The sequence below is a fragment of the Bradyrhizobium sp. USDA 4011 genome (genome assembly GCF_054063415.1).
This window is the reverse complement of the sequence record NZ_JBSSGG010000001.1, coordinates 7,425,953-7,443,159: the sequence shown is the minus strand read 5'-3', so window position 1 is coordinate 7,443,159 and position 17,207 is coordinate 7,425,953. Positions and strand designations below refer to the sequence as shown.

Annotated in this window: 19 protein-coding genes and 2 pseudogenes; 9 read left to right on the top strand and 12 right to left on the bottom strand. The window is 64.2% G+C overall.

The genetic code is table 11. The features are described 5' to 3' along the window. Positions 1-5 precede the first annotated feature (5 nt). Positions 6-746 (bottom strand): metallophosphoesterase family protein, encoded by a 741-nt coding sequence (locus ACVW1C_RS35110; protein ID WP_456762167.1) that lies wholly within the window; start codon positions 744-746, stop codon positions 6-8. A gap of 127 nt (positions 747-873) precedes the next feature. After that, positions 874-1,338, bottom strand: coding sequence for a MarR family winged helix-turn-helix transcriptional regulator (locus ACVW1C_RS35105; RefSeq protein WP_456762166.1), 465 nt, complete (start codon positions 1,336-1,338; stop codon positions 874-876). A gap of 73 nt (positions 1,339-1,411) precedes the next feature. Here ACVW1C_RS35105 and ACVW1C_RS35100 point away from each other — a divergent pair, with 73 nt between their 5' ends. Beyond that, positions 1,412-2,293 carry an SDR family NAD(P)-dependent oxidoreductase gene (locus ACVW1C_RS35100; RefSeq protein ID WP_456762165.1) on the top strand — a complete coding sequence of 294 codons (882 nt, stop codon included), beginning with the start codon at positions 1,412-1,414 and terminating at the stop codon, positions 2,291-2,293. A gap of 111 nt (positions 2,294-2,404) precedes the next feature. On the opposite strand, the gene ACVW1C_RS35095 is transcribed toward ACVW1C_RS35100, so the two are convergent. The 5 genes and pseudogenes from ACVW1C_RS35095 to ACVW1C_RS35075 all read right to left on the bottom strand — a co-directional run. Next, positions 2,405-2,998, bottom strand: a complete 594-nt coding sequence (locus ACVW1C_RS35095) for a TetR family transcriptional regulator (protein ID WP_456762164.1) — start codon at positions 2,996-2,998, stop codon at positions 2,405-2,407. Then, a complete protein-coding gene (locus ACVW1C_RS35090; RefSeq protein WP_275948961.1) occupies positions 2,995-3,129 on the bottom strand; it encodes a hypothetical protein in 135 nt (44 codons plus the stop codon). The genes ACVW1C_RS35095 and ACVW1C_RS35090 overlap by 4 nt, the downstream gene beginning before the upstream one ends. A 609-nt stretch (positions 3,130-3,738) precedes the next feature. Further along, positions 3,739-4,338: a hypothetical protein gene (locus tag ACVW1C_RS35085; protein ID WP_456762163.1), complete on the bottom strand. Its 600-nt coding sequence runs from the start codon at positions 4,336-4,338 to the stop codon at positions 3,739-3,741. Continuing rightward, positions 4,331-5,000: pseudogene (locus ACVW1C_RS35080) on the bottom strand (hypothetical protein). Before ACVW1C_RS35080 ends, ACVW1C_RS35085 begins: the two are co-directional and overlap by 8 nt. Next, positions 4,997-5,104 (bottom strand): annotated as a pseudogene (locus ACVW1C_RS35075) (MotA/TolQ/ExbB proton channel family protein); the annotation flags it as partial. The pseudogenes ACVW1C_RS35080 and ACVW1C_RS35075, both read right to left, overlap by 4 nt. Before the next feature lie 296 nt (positions 5,105-5,400). Between ACVW1C_RS35075 and ACVW1C_RS35070 the strand changes: the two are divergent. Beyond that, complete coding sequence (locus ACVW1C_RS35070) at positions 5,401-6,573, top strand: M20 aminoacylase family protein (protein ID WP_456762162.1); 1,173 nt, start codon at positions 5,401-5,403, stop codon at positions 6,571-6,573. Between the two features lie 186 nt (positions 6,574-6,759). Here ACVW1C_RS35070 and ACVW1C_RS35065 read toward each other — a convergent pair whose 3' ends face one another. Then, entirely contained in the window at positions 6,760-7,323 is a 564-nt protein-coding gene (locus ACVW1C_RS35065) for a cytochrome b (RefSeq protein WP_456762161.1), read from the bottom strand. A 173-nt stretch (positions 7,324-7,496) separates the two neighbouring features. Here ACVW1C_RS35065 and murI point away from each other — a divergent pair, with 173 nt between their 5' ends. The 6 genes from murI to ACVW1C_RS35035 all read left to right on the top strand — a co-directional run bounded on the left by murI (position 7,497) and on the right by ACVW1C_RS35035 (position 12,014). After that, positions 7,497-8,294: a glutamate racemase gene (murI, locus tag ACVW1C_RS35060; protein WP_456762160.1), complete on the top strand. Its 798-nt coding sequence runs from the start codon at positions 7,497-7,499 to the stop codon at positions 8,292-8,294. Positions 8,295-8,396: 102 nt separating this feature from the next. Then, a complete protein-coding gene (locus ACVW1C_RS35055) occupies positions 8,397-9,131 on the top strand; it encodes an HpcH/HpaI aldolase family protein (protein WP_456763252.1) in 735 nt (244 codons plus the stop codon). A gap of 520 nt (positions 9,132-9,651) precedes the next feature. Then, a complete protein-coding gene (rpsD, locus tag ACVW1C_RS35050; protein WP_456762159.1) occupies positions 9,652-10,269 on the top strand; it encodes a 30S ribosomal protein S4 in 618 nt (205 codons plus the stop codon). A 134-nt stretch (positions 10,270-10,403) separates the two neighbouring features. Then, a complete protein-coding gene (locus tag ACVW1C_RS35045) occupies positions 10,404-10,631 on the top strand; it encodes a hypothetical protein (protein WP_456763251.1) in 228 nt (75 codons plus the stop codon). Continuing rightward, entirely contained in the window at positions 10,610-10,906 is a 297-nt protein-coding gene (locus tag ACVW1C_RS35040) for a type II toxin-antitoxin system RelE/ParE family toxin (RefSeq protein ID WP_456762158.1), read from the top strand. Before ACVW1C_RS35045 ends, ACVW1C_RS35040 begins: the two co-directional genes overlap by 22 nt. Positions 10,907-10,946: 40 nt before the next feature. Then, a complete protein-coding gene (locus tag ACVW1C_RS35035) occupies positions 10,947-12,014 on the top strand; it encodes a threonine aldolase family protein (RefSeq protein ID WP_456762157.1) in 1,068 nt (355 codons plus the stop codon). Positions 12,015-12,135: 121 nt separating this feature from the next. On the opposite strand, the gene ACVW1C_RS35030 is transcribed toward ACVW1C_RS35035, so the two are convergent. The 4 genes from ACVW1C_RS35030 to grxD are packed head-to-tail and all read right to left on the bottom strand — an operon-like array spanning position 12,136 to position 15,616. Next, a complete protein-coding gene (locus ACVW1C_RS35030; protein WP_456762156.1) occupies positions 12,136-13,398 on the bottom strand; it encodes a serine hydrolase domain-containing protein in 1,263 nt (420 codons plus the stop codon). Position 13,399: 1 nt separating this feature from the next. Beyond that, a complete protein-coding gene (locus ACVW1C_RS35025) occupies positions 13,400-14,686 on the bottom strand; it encodes a serine hydrolase domain-containing protein (RefSeq protein ID WP_456762155.1) in 1,287 nt (428 codons plus the stop codon). Between the two features lie 49 nt (positions 14,687-14,735). Beyond that, the gene (locus ACVW1C_RS35020) at positions 14,736-15,287 is read right to left on the bottom strand and encodes an O-acetyl-ADP-ribose deacetylase (protein WP_456763250.1); all 552 of its coding nucleotides are present in this window, start codon (positions 15,285-15,287) and stop codon (positions 14,736-14,738) included. Continuing rightward, positions 15,284-15,616 (bottom strand): Grx4 family monothiol glutaredoxin, encoded by a 333-nt coding sequence (grxD, locus tag ACVW1C_RS35015; RefSeq protein WP_016843475.1) that lies wholly within the window; start codon positions 15,614-15,616, stop codon positions 15,284-15,286. Before grxD ends, ACVW1C_RS35020 begins: the two co-directional genes overlap by 4 nt. Before the next feature lie 292 nt (positions 15,617-15,908). Here grxD and egtB point away from each other — a divergent pair, with 292 nt between their 5' ends. After that, positions 15,909-17,162, top strand: a complete 1,254-nt coding sequence (gene egtB / locus ACVW1C_RS35010) for an ergothioneine biosynthesis protein EgtB (protein WP_456762154.1) — start codon at positions 15,909-15,911, stop codon at positions 17,160-17,162. The last annotated feature ends 45 nt before the right edge of the window (positions 17,163-17,207 follow it).

Sequence of the window (17,207 nt, the reverse complement as noted above, 5' to 3'; positions counted from 1 at the left end):
GTCGCTCACCTGCCGATCGAAAGACGATCGGCGAGCCAGAGCGGCAGGCCATTGGCCTTGATCCGCGCCGCAGCGGTCGCGACGTCGTAGGGCACGCGGTGGTAGGTGATGTCGCGGCTGATGGTGTCGAACATCGCAAACGACGCCGCCGGATCGCCGTCGCGCGGCTGGCCGACCGAGCCGAGCACGGCGAGCCAGCGCCGGCCGGTCAGCAACTGCACCGCGACGCCCGCGGTCGGAACGAAGCTGGTCATCTTCGCGGTCGAGGACATCGAGTAGAGGCCGGGACGATGGATATGGCCACAGAAGGTGATCTGCAATTCGGTTGCCATCATGCTGCGCGCAGCATCGGCAGTGTCGCGGATATAGCGCCACTTCGCCGGATCGGACGCTTCCGAATGCACGTAGAGACGGTTGTCCTCCTCGCGCATGATCGGCAGGCGCGCAAGGAACTCCTTCTGCTCGCCGCTGAGCCGGTTGCGGGTCCAGTCGATCGCGGCCTGCGCGTCGCCGTTCATGCTGTCGCTCGGCACGCCGATCGCATTGTCATGGTTGCCGCGCACCGCGATCGCCCCCTTCGCGACGAGATCCTTCACGGTGTCGACGGCCCATTCGGGATCGGCGCCGTAACCAACGATATCGCCGAGGCAGATCAGCCGTTCGGCCCCGCGCGCACGCGCAGCATCGAGGCAGGCCGCGAAGGCCTGCCGGTTGGCGTGGATATCCGCAAAGAGCGCGAGCCGCATCGTCTTCCGCAGCAGTTGGCCTCAAGGGAGCGAGCCTGATCTTGACCGCCATCAAGCACAAGCGGCCTCCGGCTCGCAATCGGGCAGAAGGCGGCATCTGGATGCCGTGAATTCGGAGGGGAGCAAGCTAGTCCGCCATGCCCGTGTTGAAGCGACGAAGCAGGGCCGTGAAGAGGCGGAGATCTGCCTCGCTCCAGCCATCGAGACGACGGCGAAAGACCTCGCCCTTGTGCTTGATCGCCGCACGCATTTTGTTCGAACCCTGGTCTGTGAGGGACAGTAAAACTCCGCGCTTGTCGGCTGGATCGGGACGAGATTCGACGATTCCGGCTTGCTTGAGCTGCCGAACCAGGCGGCTGGTCGCGCTTCGGTCCATGGCCAACGCATCCGCGACATGGCTCGCTTGAGCAGGCCCGAACGCGTGAAGCCACTGGATGATGTGGTAGGCCGCCGGTGGCAGATCGGCGTCGAAACTGGCAGCCATTTCAGCCGCGACCGCGCGGGACGCGCTCAGCAGTGCATTGAGCTGTTCGCCGAGCGACAGCCAGAGCGGCGGCATCTCATTTGTTTCGTTTTCAACTGAGGGCGCCATGCGCCGGGCTGCCTTCCATTCCTTGGCGCTGCAGATATGATGGACATATATCCATTATATCCGTGAGGTGTCCATGCCCGATATTCCTGCCCCCATCATCGTCATGACGGGCGCCACGAGCGGGATCGGACGGCTGGCTGCGACCGAGACGGCCAGTCGAGGCGCACATCTCGTTTTGATCGCCCGCTCCGAGGTCAACGCCGAAGCCACGCGGAAGGCAATCAGGGGGATAGCACCGCAGGCGCAGATCGATTTTCATTTTGCGGACCTGACGCGTTTGGAGACCGTTGCCGCTGCCGGCCGGACGATCGCCGCGCGATATGACAGGATCGACGTGCTGATCAACAACGCGGGCATTCACGCCTTCGCGCCGCGGACCACGATTGACGGCTACGACGAAATGATGGCGGTCAACTACCTCGCGCCCTGGCTGCTTACGCGCGCCCTGCGCGAGACGCTGATCCGCTCGGCGCCTTCGCGCATTGTGACCACGGCATCGGAAGCATCGCGCCGTCACGCAACGGTCGAGCTGACCGGCGACATGTTCGCGCCCACGCAGTTTTCCCGTTTGGGATCCTCACGGATCTACGGACGGACGAAACTGCTGGACATTATGTTCTCGCTCGAACTTGCAAGGCAGTTGGAGGGAACGGGCGTCACAGCGAACTGCCTCGATCCGGGCTTCAACGTCACCGGTCTGGGGAGGGAGCTGCGCTTTGCTCCGATCCTCGAACGAATGCTGACGAAGCTCAGGATTGGCGATCCCCGTCGGGGAGCGAGCATCATCGTCCGCCTCGCCAAGGACGCAGAATTCGAGGCCGTCTCGGGTGGCTATTTCTCCGTCAAGGGCACAAGGCCACTGAAGCCTGCGTCACCCGCCGACGACCCTGATGTCCGGCGGGCCGTGTGGGCAATCACCAAAGACGTGCTCGGAGCGATCCCCTCAAGCATGTGAGTCCTTGCGGTTGGAAGGACCTATCGCGCACCGCTGCCTCGCACGGTCCGGCTGTCCACATGCCATAGCACCGTCGCGGGTTTCTGCGGCAGTGTGCTCTTCGGAGACGAGCTAGTGCTTGCACACCCGCACGCCCCGCAGCAGCAGGGCGATGAGGGCGTCGATCCGCGACGGGCATTCGGGCTTGGCCCATTCCTCGGCATGCGCCGGGTGGTGGTAGCGGACGGTGGCGTCGAACACGGCCCGCGCGGTCGCCTTCACATTGTCGACCTCGAAAACGCCCTGCGCGACACCGTCGGCCAGGATTTTCGCGATCAGATCGACCTGCTTGTCCTTGTAGGCTTCCACCACCTCGCGCGCGTCCTGCGCGAGTGCGAGGTAGGTCGCGAACATCTCGGGATCGTCGCAGACCTTCTTCTGCTTGATCATGAAGGCGGTGCGCAGCCATTTCTCCAGCCGTTCCGGCGCAGGGCCATCGCTTGCCGCGAGCTTGCACAGCGGCTCGTTGGCGCGGTCGAGCCAGCGTTTGGCGACCGCATCGCGGAGCGAGGCTTTGCTGGGGAAATGGCGGTACACGCTGCCGTGGCTGACATCCAGCGCACGGGCAACGTCGACAACGGTGGCCTTGGCGAGCCCGAAGCGCCTCAAAACATCCTCGGTTGCTTCGAGGATCCGCTCGGGTGTCAATACCACCGCCTCGTTCATGCGTTTACCGTCTGGTTAGCGCTGTCCTGCCCGCGGCTGAACTTGGCAGCCTGGGCTGCCAGATGGCGGGCAACGCGAAGATTGAGCCACTGTTGAATCTGGGCGGTCAATTGAAAGATTTCTATCGTCATGGAGGTAGTCCTTCGAGGTAGTCAAATTAAATACGGCTCCCCCGGCCAAACGCCGGAACAGCCACCGGGCGCCCTCCTCCTTTGGGCTGTTGAGTATATACACCATCCCGCTGACAGATTTCAATATCTGTCAGACAAACTTTGCGAGATGACAGCTATGCGGTCCGGACGGGCCCTCTGCGGCCCGGCCGTGCGGCGCACTACACCGTTCCGTGATCGGTCGGGGCGACTAGCCAGTCCGTGCCTATGTCCCCTCAGGGCTACCCGGGAGAGGTTTGCATGGACCGGCCGATGACCTTCAAGGAGATCGCCAAGATCACCGCGGGCGCGGTGGTCTCGCTCGTTATCGTCGGGTGGCTGATGGTTCTCGCGATCGCGTTCCTGACAGTGCTCTGAGGCACTGGAACCGGGCTCCGGAATCGAAAGGGGCCGCTTCACGCAGCGGCCCCTTTGCCGGGAAAATGGCTTGGGGATGAAATCTAGCCCCGGTTAGCTCCGAGACTACACGGTTCACGGAGTTGAGGAATTCCGGATGACTACTGTCCACCCGGCTGACCGATTATTGGCGATCCCTATTTTTATGCCATCCGCGTGTCGGTGCGCATCCTGCTATGGCTGCTCGTCCTTGGGCGGCATCCGGGGCGGTGGCAGCGGCGTGAAGACCGATCCTTGCGCGCCCGCCGGCGGCGGCACGAAGGTCCCGGTCGTGGAATCGCCGCCTGTGGTCTCCAGGACCGTCTTCGGAGTGATGTACTCCCTGACGAAATCCATGATGGTCCCGTCGCCGCCGCCGAAATCGGCTGCCCGTCCGCCCTGCGGATGCCCGGCCTTGATCTCGTTGTCGGCGGTGTGGGTCTGCTCGGCCAGCGCGTCGCTATAGGGAATCCGAAAGGCGCGCGGCACGGCGCTCGGCCGATTGTCTTCATCAAGCTCCTCCACCCAGAGATAGATCGAGCCCGAATCGCCCTCCAGCGAATGCGGCTCCACGATCCGCGCCGAGAGCAGCTTGAAATTCGCCGGCAGCTTTTCCGCGGAAGCCCAGCCGAGCATGCCGCCGAAGCTGACGAAATAGAACGCGCTGGTCACGACGATCACGATCGCCTTCAGCGACCAGTGCAGCCGCGCATAGACCAGCACAATCAGCAGCAGCGCGCCGACCGCCGCGTAGGCGACCGCGAGCGTGAGAATGACCGACTGCAGACTAATCACGGCGCATCCTCACCCCGGTCTTCGGGTCGAGATCGGCGCCGTTGGCGTGAACGTTACGAAACGTCTCCAGCAGCGATTTCGGCCGCTGGTCCACGTTGATCACCTTGCCCTCGGCGTCGATGCGAAACCTGACCGCGGTCTTCTCGTCGCCGGTGTGAGTAACGGTCAGCTTGTCGTCGAAGATGACCTGCGCCGTCGGATTGAGCTTCTGCACCTTCACATTGGCCTGCACCGGCTCGCCGGTCGTCGCCTGGAAATGGGAGACGTTGACGGTGTATTCGCCGGCGACGATGCCGCGGGGTGACGATCTCCTCGCGGATCGGCGATGCGATCTTCTTGCCGTTGACCACGATGAAGTCGTTGGCGCCGCCGCGATCGTCGCGATCGAGCGTCAGGAAGCCGGCCTCGCGATGCCGGTACCAGGCGATGTTGCCGGCCGGGTCCTGCACGAACAGGTCGAGATCGTCAGGATGGTTGTCCGGCCAGTCCATCGTGATGATGAACTCCGCCTTGGAGTCGATCTTGCCTTCCTTGGAATCCGGCGACACCGCGAGCAGCGCGAGGAAGAACAGGAAGGCGATCACCTGCGACGCCTTGAACAGCATGACACCGAGCGGATCGAATGCTTCCTCGCGCGGATAGAGCCCGAACTCGTCCATCATGGCGGCGTTCCAAGGGGCGTACCAAGGCGACGCTCCAGCGCCGGCGTGACGTGGGTCTCGGTCAGCACGACGGCATCGGAGAACACCCGCTGGGTCGCGGAATCCGCGCGGCCAAAATATCGAAAACAACCCCATGCAAAGGAGCTGGCAGCGGCCGGCGTTCGACACATGGCAGCTTGACACGTCGGGCAACTCAGGGATACATTTCCAATATTCAGAAATCGCGCAGACGCCGCATCGCCCGGGAACGTCGTGCTCTGGCATCAGCGCGACATCCCGCACTCTTCCGCGCATTGCGCATCTGAGTTTTTCCCTTCGGGCGGCTGCTTTCGCGTGACAAGACGGCGGGTTGCGCTAGGCTGCTGACCCGCCCTACGCAATCACAAGAAACGGACTCCCCATGCCCATCGTCAATCGCGTTGCCGCCCTCTCGGATGAAATGGCCGCCTGGCGCCATGACTTCCATGAGAATCCTGAACTGCTTTACGAAGTCCACCGCACCGCCGGCATCGTTGCCGACAAGCTGCGCGAGTTCGGCTGCGACGAGGTGGTGACGGGGATCGGACGCACCGGCGTGGTCGGCGTGATCCGCGGCCGCAAGTCCAATTCGGGCAAGACCATCGGGCTGCGCGCCGACATGGACGCGCTGCCGATCGCCGAGGCCTCGGGCGTGGCCTACGCCTCGAAGGTCCCCGGCAAGATGCACGCCTGCGGCCATGACGGCCACACCGCGATGCTGCTGGGCGCCGCAAAATATCTCACCGAGACCCGCAATTTCGACGGCACCGCGGTCGTGATCTTCCAGCCCGCCGAGGAAGGCGGCGCCGGCGGCAAGGCGATGGTCGACGACGGGCTGATGACCCGCTGGGGCATCCAGGAGGTCTACGGCCTGCACAACATGCCCGGCCTGCCCGAGGGCTACTTCGCGACCACGCCGGGCCCGATGCTGGCCTCGTCGGACACGTTGAAGATCGTCGTCCGCGGCAAAGGCGGCCACGCCGGCGCCGCCCCGCACGAGGCGGTCGACAGCGTGCTGATCGGCGCCCAGATCATCAATGCGCTGCAATCGATCGTGTCGCGCAATGTCGATCCGCTCAAATCGGCGGTCATCTCGATCACCATGTTCGAGGCCGGCACCGCGTTCAACGTGATCCCGGAGACCGTCACGCTGGGCGGCACCGTGCGCACGCTCGATCCCGGGGTGCGCGATCTGGTCGAGCGCCGGATCGGCGAGGTCGCCTCCAGCATTGCCAAAGCCTATGGGGGATCGGCCGAGACCGACTATGGGCGGATGTATCCGGTGACGCTGAACCACACGCGCGAGGCCGGCGTCGCCGCCGAGGTCGCCCGTGACGTGGTCGGCGCCGATCGCGTCAACGACAATCTGGTACCGGTGATGGGCGCCGAGGATTTTGCGTTCATGCTCGAAGCGCGCCCCGGCGCGTTCGTCTTCCTCGGCATGGGCGACGGCCCGATGTGCCACCACCCCGCATACACGTTCAATGACAACATCCTCGGCCACGGCGCCTCCTACTGGGTGCGCCTGGTCGAGAAGCAGATGCCGGCGGGCTAGCACCGCCCACGCGCCGTTGACGAACATGACGCCGGTCGCGATCAATTCGCGCCGGCGTGATCATTTTCACGGGCGCGGCTGCTGTTGCGTCATGTAGTGAATGCCGCTGCCGGCAGCGATGCCGTGACTTGGCAATCGTCTGCTCACCCCGAGCGCGTGAGCCTAACGGGCGCCGTCGACCGCGCCTCATGTCGCGTGGTCAGCCGCGCCTGTGCCCATCATCCGCGCGGCGACGCGGTCGCGCTTGACGAAATGATGGAAGGCGACCGCGGCGAGGTGCAGCACGATCAGCGCCAGCAGCACATAGGCGAAGAAGATGTGGCGATGCTCAAAGGCATCCGCCGCCGCCTTGTCCGGCGAGGTGATCTGGGGAACGTGGAACAGGCCGAAGAAGCTCGAATAGTCCTGGTCGCGGGATCCGGAATGCGCCCAGCCCAGCATCGCGACCAGGATGGTGACGGCATAGAGCGCGCCATGGTTGACGCGGGCTGCGATCCGCTGCCAGGCGGGCATGTCGGCCGCCAGGGCCGGCGTCGGATTGACGCCGCGCCAGACCAGCCGCAGCACGGTCAGCAGCAGCACCAGATAGCCGATATCGGCATGGATCGACCGGTAGAAGAACTTGTCCGCCCGTGCCGGGAAGTGGTTCATCCACCAGCCATAGGCCAGCATGCCGATGATGGTGATGCCCAGCACCCAGTGGAGCGCACGGGCGAGCGAGCCCCAGCTCGCGGTCGTATTGCGGATCATGGTCGAGTTGCCCCCGTTTGGATTTCGCACGTCGCAGCAATAGTTTGCCGCGATACTTGCAGGGATCGGCCAAGGCCATATGAAATTCCCGCCCTCGCCGCCTTTTGTCGGCCGCAGAGGCCGGCTAGCCAAAACAACTGAATGGTAACCCTGCCTCGGATAGACTTGTCACCGTGTCCACTCCCCCGACCATCCTCGTCTTCGATTCCGGCCTCGGCGGCCTCACCGTGCTGCGCGAGATCGTCCGCGCCCGGCCCGACGCGCACTATGTCTATGTCGCCGACGACGCCTTCTTCCCCTATGGCCACCACACCGAGGACGAGATCATCGCCCGGGTGGTGCCGCTGGTCGGCGAGCTAATCGAGGCCCACGCGCCCGACCTCGTCGTGATCGCCTGCAACACGGCATCCACCCTGGTGATGTCGCATTTGCGCGACGCCTACCGCCTGCCCTTCGTCGGCACGGTGCCGGCGATCAAGCCGGCCTGCGCCTCGTCGAAAACCAGGCGCGTCTCGGTGCTCGGCACCAGGGGCACCGTGAAGCGCGAATACACCCGCAAGCTGATCTCGGATTTCGCGCTGGGCTGCGAGGTGACGCTGGTCGGCTCCGGCGAGCTCGCCTCGCTGGCGGAAGCCGCGCTCAGCGGCGACAGCGTGCGCGACGAGGACATCGCGGCCGAGCTCGCGCCCTGTTTCGTCGGCGATGGCGCCAATGACCCCGGTCGCACCGATACCGTCGTGCTCGCCTGCACGCATTATCCGCTGCTGCTGGAACGCCTGACTAGGCTCGCGCCCTGGCCGGTCGACTGGATCGATCCGGCGCCCGCCATCGCCCGTCGCGTCGCCGACTTGCTCGGCCCTGCCGGCACGGAGAGCGATGAGGCCGGCGCCGAGATGATCTTCACCTCGAAGCGGCCGCATGCATTGGCCGACGCACTGACGCCATTCTTCGGCGGCCGCGTTCCGGCCTGATCCTTTTCGCCGTCACCATGTACTGCTAGCTTCCCCTCGCCTCATCGAGGGAGCACTGCATTGACCTCAGCACCGCTGACGCCGCTCAACCGCCTGCGCAAGATGTGGCGCGACAAGCGCCCGACCTTCGGCGCGATCGCGACCATTCCGAGCATCCAGACCGTGCAGATCATGGCGCAGTCGCTGGACTGGATCATCGTCGATCTCGAGCATGGCCCGATCGATCTCGGCACCGCGCATGCGATGATCGTGGCCACCTCAGGGACGCCGTGCGTGCCGATGGTGCGGATCGCCGCCAACGAGCCGCACCTCGCCAAGGCGCCGATGGACATCGGCGCGCTCGGCATCAACTTTCCGATGATCTGCAACCGTGGCGACGCCGAGAAGGCCGCGCGCAGCGTGCGCTATCCGCCGAAGGGCGACCGGCTCTGGGGGCCGTTCCATGCGCCGTTCCGCTGGGGCGTCTCGATGAACGACTACATGGCGACCGCCGACGACGACATGATCTGCATGATCACGATCGAGCATGTCGATGCCGTGAACCGGATCGACGAGATCATGGCGACACCCGGCATCGACCTCGCGGTGATCGGGCCCGGCGATCTCGCCACCTCGATCAACAAGCGCGGCCTGCCTGACGATCCCGAAGTGGTCGCGCTGATGCAGCGCGCCGAAGAAGGCATCATGAAGAGCGGCGTGCCGATCGGCGGCGTCGCGCGCACCGCAGAGCAGGCCAATGCGATGATCGATCGGGGTTACCTCGCGCTCGCGCTCGGGTTCGACTGGTCGCTGTTCCAGCGCGGCATTGCCGCCGCATTCGCCGGAATCAAGCGGTAGGCGTGACGCATGGCTGACGGCGCGCTTCGCGCGCTCACTTGCCGACGCGCGAGCTCCAATCACGTCATCGAGGAGCCACGGCGACGCTTAGCGGCGTGCCTTCAGCATCGTGCCTGTGGGTGAGCACGGCAATTGCCAAACAGCTTGTAAGCCCCGCGTAAGCGCTCGGCGGCGAAATCGCCGCCGAATTGGGCGCGATCCGGCCGCAAGCCGACGCCCGGCCGGTCCGAGCCGCCGGAACCCGGCTTTGAGCGGCGAAAAGGGGCCGATTTTGACGCCGATTCGGCCGAAATCGCCCCGTGTTTTGTTTGACAGGACCGGACTTTCTCCTTAAGACCACCCTTGCTCGCGGGCCGGTTTCGGCCCGCGATGCGTTTCGCGACCCGTGGTTCTCCCCGAGCTTTCGAGGCGGACCTGTCGGTACGGGCCTTTTGGCCGGTACACAGGAGGGCGCGTCTCCTCAAACCTGAAACTGACAAAACGCCGGGCGCTTCGTGCGACGGCTATCAAAGAGGACGCGATGACAAAGCGCAGTGAGGCGAAGTACAAGATCGATCGCCGCATGGGCCAGAATATCTGGGGCCGCCCGAAGAGCCCCGTGAACCGCCGCGAATACGGCCCCGGCCAGCACGGCCAGCGCCGCAAGGGCAAGCTCTCCGACTTCGGCGTGCAGCTCCGCGCCAAGCAGAAGCTCAAAGGCTACTACGCCAACATTTCCGAGCGCCAGTTCCACGGCATCTATGTCGAGGCCAGCCGCCTGAAGGGCGACACCGGCGAGAACCTGATCGGCCTGCTCGAGCGCCGTCTCGACACCGTGGTCTATCGTGCCAAGTTCGTCGCCACGATGTTCGCCGCGCGCCAGTTCATCAACCACGGCCACGTCAAGGTGAACGGCCGCAAGGTCAACATCGGCAGCTACAAGCTGAAGGTCGGCGACACCATCGAGGTCAAGGAATCCTCCAGGCAGCTCACCCCGGTGCTGGAAGCCGCCCAGCTGCCGGAGCGCGACCTGCCCGACTTCCTCGAAGTCGATCATGGCAAGATGACCGCGAAATTCGTCCGCATCCCGGCGCTCGGCGACGTGCCGTTCCCGGTGCAGATGGAGCCGCATCTGATCGTCGAATTCTATTCGCGCTGATCACGACAGCGTTGCGAGATCCGAAAGGCCCCGGTTTTGCCGGGGCCTTTTTGTTTGAGCGTGAGACGACTATTATACCGAGGACTTTGCATGCGCACGACCTGGCAGATCGCCGCCCACAGAGGTTCTTGCCGATGACCCGGTTACTCGAACAGGCGTTCGACACAGTCTCAAATTTGCCTGACACGGAGCAGGACGAGCTCGCGCGTATCATGCTGCAGCTTGCCGGCGTCGACCAACCGCCGCTCCAGCTGCCCCCGGAAGAGGACGCCGATCTGGCCGAGGCCGACGCCGAGATTGCGCGCGACGAATTGGCAACGGCCGAGGAAGTTCGTGCGATGTGGACAAAGCACGGGCTGTGAACGTCCGCTACACGCAGCCCGCACTTGTTCAGATCGATCAAGCACTGTCCTATGTCGAGGCTCGATCTCCTCAAGGGCAATCCACATTCACGACCGCATCCTGGATCTTGTCGCGCTGCTGCAGGAACAACCCCGCGCGGGGCGCGCGACAAGCCGTCCCAGGCGTCCGCCGGCTGCCCGCCACGCCATATCCTTACCTGATCGACTATCGCGTGACGCCGACCGAGATTATCATTATGCGGTTTCGTCACGCTGCACGGAGACCAATACGCTAGCAGCGAATCCGCTCACCCAACGCGGAGCGATGAGGAAAGCATGCACTACACCCCTGCCCGGCCCGATCCCAAGGCGCCCGCCGTCCGCATCAACCTGTTGTCGGATACCCAAACCAAGCCGACGCCTGCGATGCGCGAGGCGATGGCGAGGGCCGAGGTCGGCGATGAGCAGGTCGGTGACGATCCGACCACCAACGAGCTCTGCGCCCGCGTCGCCGATCTGCTCGGCAAGGAAGCCGCCGTCTTCATGCCGTCGGGCACGATGTGCAACGTCGCGGCGACGCTGGCCTATTGCCGCCCCGGCGACGAGATCCTGGCGCACGCGACCGCGCATATCATCGCCCGCGAGGGCGGCGCGCATGCCGCGCTCGGCGGCTTCCAGATCACGCAGCTGCCGGGCGATGACGGCCAGTTCACGCCGGAGACATTTCGCGCCGCGCTGCATCCGCGCACCCGCTACCAGCCGCCGCAGGTGCTCGTCAGCGTCGAGCAGACCGCCAATATCGGCGGCGGCACGATCTGGAAGAAGGCCGCGCTGGATGAGGTCGTTCGCATAGCCAAAGAGCACCGGCTTGTGACCCACATGGACGGGGCGCGGCTCCTGAACGCGACGGTCGCCTCCGGCATCTCGCCGTGCGACATGACGGCAGGCTGGGATTCCGCCTGGATCGATTTCTCCAAGGGCCTCGGCGCGCCGATCGGCGGCGTGATCGCCGGCACCCGCGCCTTCATCGACGACGTCTGGCGCTGGAAGCAGCGGCTCGGCGGCTCGATGCGGCAGTCCGGCATCTCGGCCGCCGCCTGCATCTACGCGCTCGATCACCATGTCGAGCGCCTCGCCGACGACCATGCCAATGCGCGGGCGCTGGCGCGCGGGCTGTCGCAGATCAACGGCATCGCGGTGCAGGCGCCCGAGACCAACCTCGTCTTCTTCAAGCCGGACGGCGCCGGCGTGTCGGGCGAACAGATGGTCAGCGAGTTGCGCAAGCGCGGGGTGACGCTCGCGATGATGGACGGCCGGATCAGGGCATGCACGCATCTCGATGTCACGGCCGCGATGATCGAGGAAGCGGTCGGTCACGTCAGGGACATCGTGCGCGCGGCGTAGCTCCGTAGCCCGATGAGCGTCTAAAGCGCGATGAGATCAGGTTGAAGCGTCATCGCGCTTTAACTCCTTGTTCGAGCATGATCTTTCGGAAAAACCGCTTCGCACCTTTCCGGATCATGCCTTAGCGCCCCATCGCCTGGTAGATCAGGGTCTTCAGCTCCTGCTGGATCCGGCCGCGCTGTGACGGCGTCTGCACCATGAAGATCCCGAACAGATCGTCGGCGGGATCGATGAAGAAGAACGTGCCGCCGACGCCGTCCCAGCGGTACTCGCCGAGCGGCCACGACGTGTTCTCCGGCACCGAAGTACGGACCGCAAAACCGAGGCCGAAGCCGGAGTTCGGACCGGGATAATAGTTCTTGTCGCGCACGACACCGGTTTCAGGACCGATGTGATCCGAAGCCATCAGCGCGATGGTTTCCGGTTTCAGATAGCGCTTCCCCCCATAGAGGCCGCCGTTCAACAGCATCTGCGAGAAGCGTGCATAGTCGCCGATGGTGCCGACCATGCCGCCGCCGCCGGACTCCCAGCGCAGCGGCTTGCGCGGGTCGCGAACCTCGGCCACCGGGCTGATCCTGCGATCCTTCGGCATCGGCTCGGCGATCAGCGGCCATTTGGCCCAGTCGGCAACATAGAATGCGGTCTCGTTCATCCCGAGCGGGCCGAGCAGCCGCTCCTTCTCGAACTGAAACAGCGATTTCCCGCTGATCACCTCGATGACGCGGCCGAGCACGTCGGTGGAATGGCCATAATCCCATTGCGTGCCGGGTTGTTCGGCGAGCGGCAGCGCCGCGAGCCGCGCCGTGAATTCGGCATTGTCGGGATCGTTGTCGAACAGGCCGGCATCGGCGTAGGTCTTGTTCACGACACCGCCGCCATAGTAGCCGTAGGGCAGTCCTGCCGTGTGGCGCATCAGGTCTTCGATCGTCACGGGACGCTTGAGCGGCTCCAGCGTCATCATCGCCTTGCTCTCATCGCCGCGCTTTTCGACGCCGACCTTCATGTCGGCAAAGGCAGGGATGTATTTCGACACCGGATCGGTGAGCGCGAGCTTGCCCTCCTCCACCAGCATCATCGCGATGACTGACGTGATCGGCTTCGACATCGAATAGAGGCGGAAGATGGTATCCGCGCTCATCGAGAGTTCGGTTGCGACGTCGCGAACCCCGAAATTCTCGTAGTAGACCGGCTTGCCGTGCTGCTGCAGCAGCAGGATCGCGCCGGGAATCTTCCCGGCCGCGACCTCGCTCCTGACAAAGTCGGAGACCTTGGCGAGGCCTTCCGGAGAAAAGCTGTGCGCGGCCGGCCCCGCGGAGCCAGCCTGCGCAACCGTAGCAGCGGACGCGAGCACGAGTGCCGCGACGAGTGCGCGGCACCCGCGCATGTCAATTCTCCATGGCTTCATAGACGAGTTGCTTCAGCATCCGCTGGATGGGCTGGCGCTGGCTCGGTGTTTGCTCCAGCAGGATGAAGAACATGTCCTGCTTGCGGTCGATCACGTAATAGCAGCCGCTGGCGCCATCCCATTTGAGCTCGCCGAGATCGCCGGGCGGCGGCGGCTTCGCCGTGCCCGGATCGGTACGCACCGCGATGCCAAGCCCGAAACCGAAGCCGTCGCCGGGGAAGTAGAAAAAGTCGCGCGCGACGCCGGAGGCCGGGCCGACGCGATCCGTCGTCAATTCCTTGAACGTTTCGGGCTTCATGATGGTCTTGCCATCGAGGGTGCCGCCGTTGAGCAGCATCTGCGCGAAGCGCGAATAATCCGCCATGGTCGAGACCATGCCGCCGCTGGCGGATTCCCATTTCTTGACCTTGGTCGGATCGTTGACTCGGCCGACCCGGAAGTCGCTGTCGTTCGGCATCGGTTCCGCCATCAGCTTCTGCTTCTCGGGATCGGTGACGAAGAAGCCGGTGTCCTTCATCCCGAGTGGGTCGAGCAGCCTTTCGCGCTCGATCGTCGAGAGCTTCTCGCCGGTGGTTATTTCCATCACGCGCGCCAGAATGTCGGTGGAATGGCCGTATTGCCAGAGCGCGCCGGGCTGATTGTGCAGCGGCAGCTTGGCGATCCGCTCGGCGAATTCGGCGAGGTCGAAATCGCCGGCATAAATATTGGCTTCCTTGTAGGCCTTGCGGACCAGGCTGTCGCCATAGAAGCCGTAGGTTATGCCCGACGTATGCGTCATCAAATCGAGGATCGTGATCGGGCGCTGCGGCGGCACCAGTTCGAGCGTCTTGGTGCCGTCCTCGGCCTTCTTCTCGACGCCGACCTTCACATTGGCAAAGGAAGGAATGTATTTCGAGACGGGATCATCGAGCTTGTATTTGCCTTCCTCCAGCAGTTGCATCGACACCACGGCGGTGATCGACTTGGACATCGAAGCCAGGCGGAAGATGGTCTTGTCGGTGATCGGCGCCTTGCTGACCACGTCCTGCACGCCGAAGGCCTCGTGATACACCGGCTTGCCGTGCTGCTGGATCAGGACGATGGCGCCGGGAATCTTTCCGGTCGCAACCTCGTTCTTGAAGAACTCGCTGATCTTGGCGAGCTTGTCGGGATTGAAATGCGCGCCCGCCGGAATCTCGTAGGTGCCCTCGGTGTGCGCGTACGCCAACGACGCCGCCAGCAACACCGCGCCGGCCGTGGCGGCGCACGTCAAACGAAGTGAATGCATTTGATCAATCCCTCCCCGTAAATCACGGGGAAGTGTAGCGGCGGTATCATCAGGCACAAGGGCTACCGAAGGCGTCCAGCACCTCCTGATGAAGTTCGCCGCTCTGGGCCGAGAAGCAGCAGAAAATCACCTGTGTGACACTTGGGACTGACGACAGGGCGTCGGCGACAGCTTTGACGGCGATTTTGGCGGCCCGATCGGCCGGGAAGCGGTAGATGCCGGTCGAGATCGCGGGGAAAGCGACAGACTCAAGCCCGTGCTTTTGACAGAGCTCCATCGAGCGGCGATAGCAGGATGCAAGCAGACTGTCCTCGTCCAGTTTGCCGCCATTCCACACCGGACCGACCGTATGGATGACGTGCTTGGCAGGCAGCCGATACCCTTTGGTGATCTTGGCCTCGCCAGTCTCGCAACCGTGAAGCATACGGCATTCGGCGACCAGATCCGGCCCCGCGGCGCGGTGGATCGCGCCATCGACGCCGCCGCCGCCAAGCAGCGACGAATTGGCCGCGTTGACGATGGCGTCAACGCGCAGGGTCGTGATGTCGGTAACGATGACTTCGAGCCGCGCCTTGCCGATCTGGCGCGCCGTCAAGGTCAGGCAGCCACGTCGACCGGGATGCCCTTGTCGGCAAACAACTGCTGCAATTCACCGGCCTGGAACATTTCGCGGATGATGTCGCAACCGCCGACGAACTCGCCCTTCACATAGAGCTGCGGAATCGTCGGCCAGTTTGAATAGACCTTGATGCCGTTGCGCAGCTCGGCCGATTCCAGAACGTTGAGGCCCTTGTAGCCGACACCGATGTGGTCGAGGATTTGCACGACCTGACCGGAAAACCCGCACTGCGGGAATTGCGGCGTGCCCTTCATGAACAGCACGACGTCGTTCGACTTCACTTCGTTGTCGATGAATTGCTCGATGCTCATTTTCGCTTCCTTCGGGGGCGGCGCTCTCAAGCCTTGTGGGCCGGCCCACCCTTCTAACCCGTGACTGGCTATATATGTAGCTCAAACCATTGTGCATCCAAAGCAAAATGGCGGAAATCTGGCATGCGGCGCGGGCCGGACGGCACCGCAAAAAGGGCCGGGATTATCTGATGGCCCCAATATCATCATGGGGGAGGCTTTTTTCCCGTAACGGAGCCCCTATCTAGGACGAACTGTCCGTCTGGAACCAGTTTACCGAAGCAACGTTCTCCCCTTGAATCGGAGACCATCGTTGACGAAACCAGCCTCTGCCGCGGCCGCCATTCCCGGCACCCCCCCGTCATTGTCCTCCGAATCCGGTCCGCTCGCGCAGCGGCTGGTGGACGCCTATCGCGCGGTCCGCGACGAGACCGAGCGCCGGGCCGCACCGCTGTCGGCGGAGGACCAGTTGATCCAGTCGATGCCGGATGCGAGCCCCGCCAAGTGGCACCGCGCCCATACGACCTGGTTCTTCGAGCGGTTTCTGCTCGGCGAGCACGTCAAGGGCTACACGCCGTTCCACCCGGACTACGCCTATCTGTTCAATTCCTATTACGTCAGCGCCGGCCCCCGCCATGCCCGCCACCAGCGCGGCCATCTGACCCGCCCGACCGCCGACGAAGTGACCACCTACCGCCGCCATGTCGACGCCGAGGTGGTGAAATTCTTCCAGACCGCCCCGACGGACAAGCTCGCGGCGCTGGTGCCCCTGGTCGAGGTCGGGCTCAATCACGAGCAGCAGCATCAGGAGCTGATGTACACCGACATCCTGCATGCCTTCGCACAGAACCCGATCCCGCCGGCCTACGATCCGGCGTGGCGCTTCCCGGCATCGCAGCGCGGGCCCGAGGAATGGGTGACGCTCAACGAGGGCATCCACACCGTCGGCCACGCCGACGACAGCTTCCATTTCGACAATGAGAAGCCCGCGCATCGCGCGCTGGTCGGCCCCGTCAAGCTCGCCAAGAACCTCGTCACCAATGCCGACTGGCTCGCCTTCATGAAGGACGGCGGCTACTCCACCGCCACGCTGTGGCTGATGGACGGCTTCGGCACCGTGAGCAACGAGGGCTGGCAGGCGCCGGGACACTGGCGCGAGATCGACGGCGAATGGAAGATCATGACGCTCGGCGGTTTGCAGCCGATCGATCCGCAGGCTCCCGTTTGCCACGTCAGCTACTACGAAGCCGACGCTTTCGCCCGCTGGGCCGGCAAGCATCTGCCGACCGAGATGGAATGGGAGGTCGCGGCCCGCGCCGGCCTGCTCAACGACGCCTACGGCATCGTCTGGCAATGGACCCGCAGCGCCTATTCGCCCTACCCGGGCTACCGCGCGATCGAAGGCGCGCTCGGCGAGTACAACGGCAAGTTCATGGTCAACCAGCTCGTGCTGCGCGGCTCGTCGCTGGCGACGCCGGCCGGTCACAGCCGTGTCACCTACCGCAACTTCTTCTATCCGCACCATCGCTGGCAATTCACGGGGTTACGCCTCGCCGACTATGCCTGATTGAGTCCTGTCGACATCGATAACGCGTCGGTAAGCGCGTTCGGG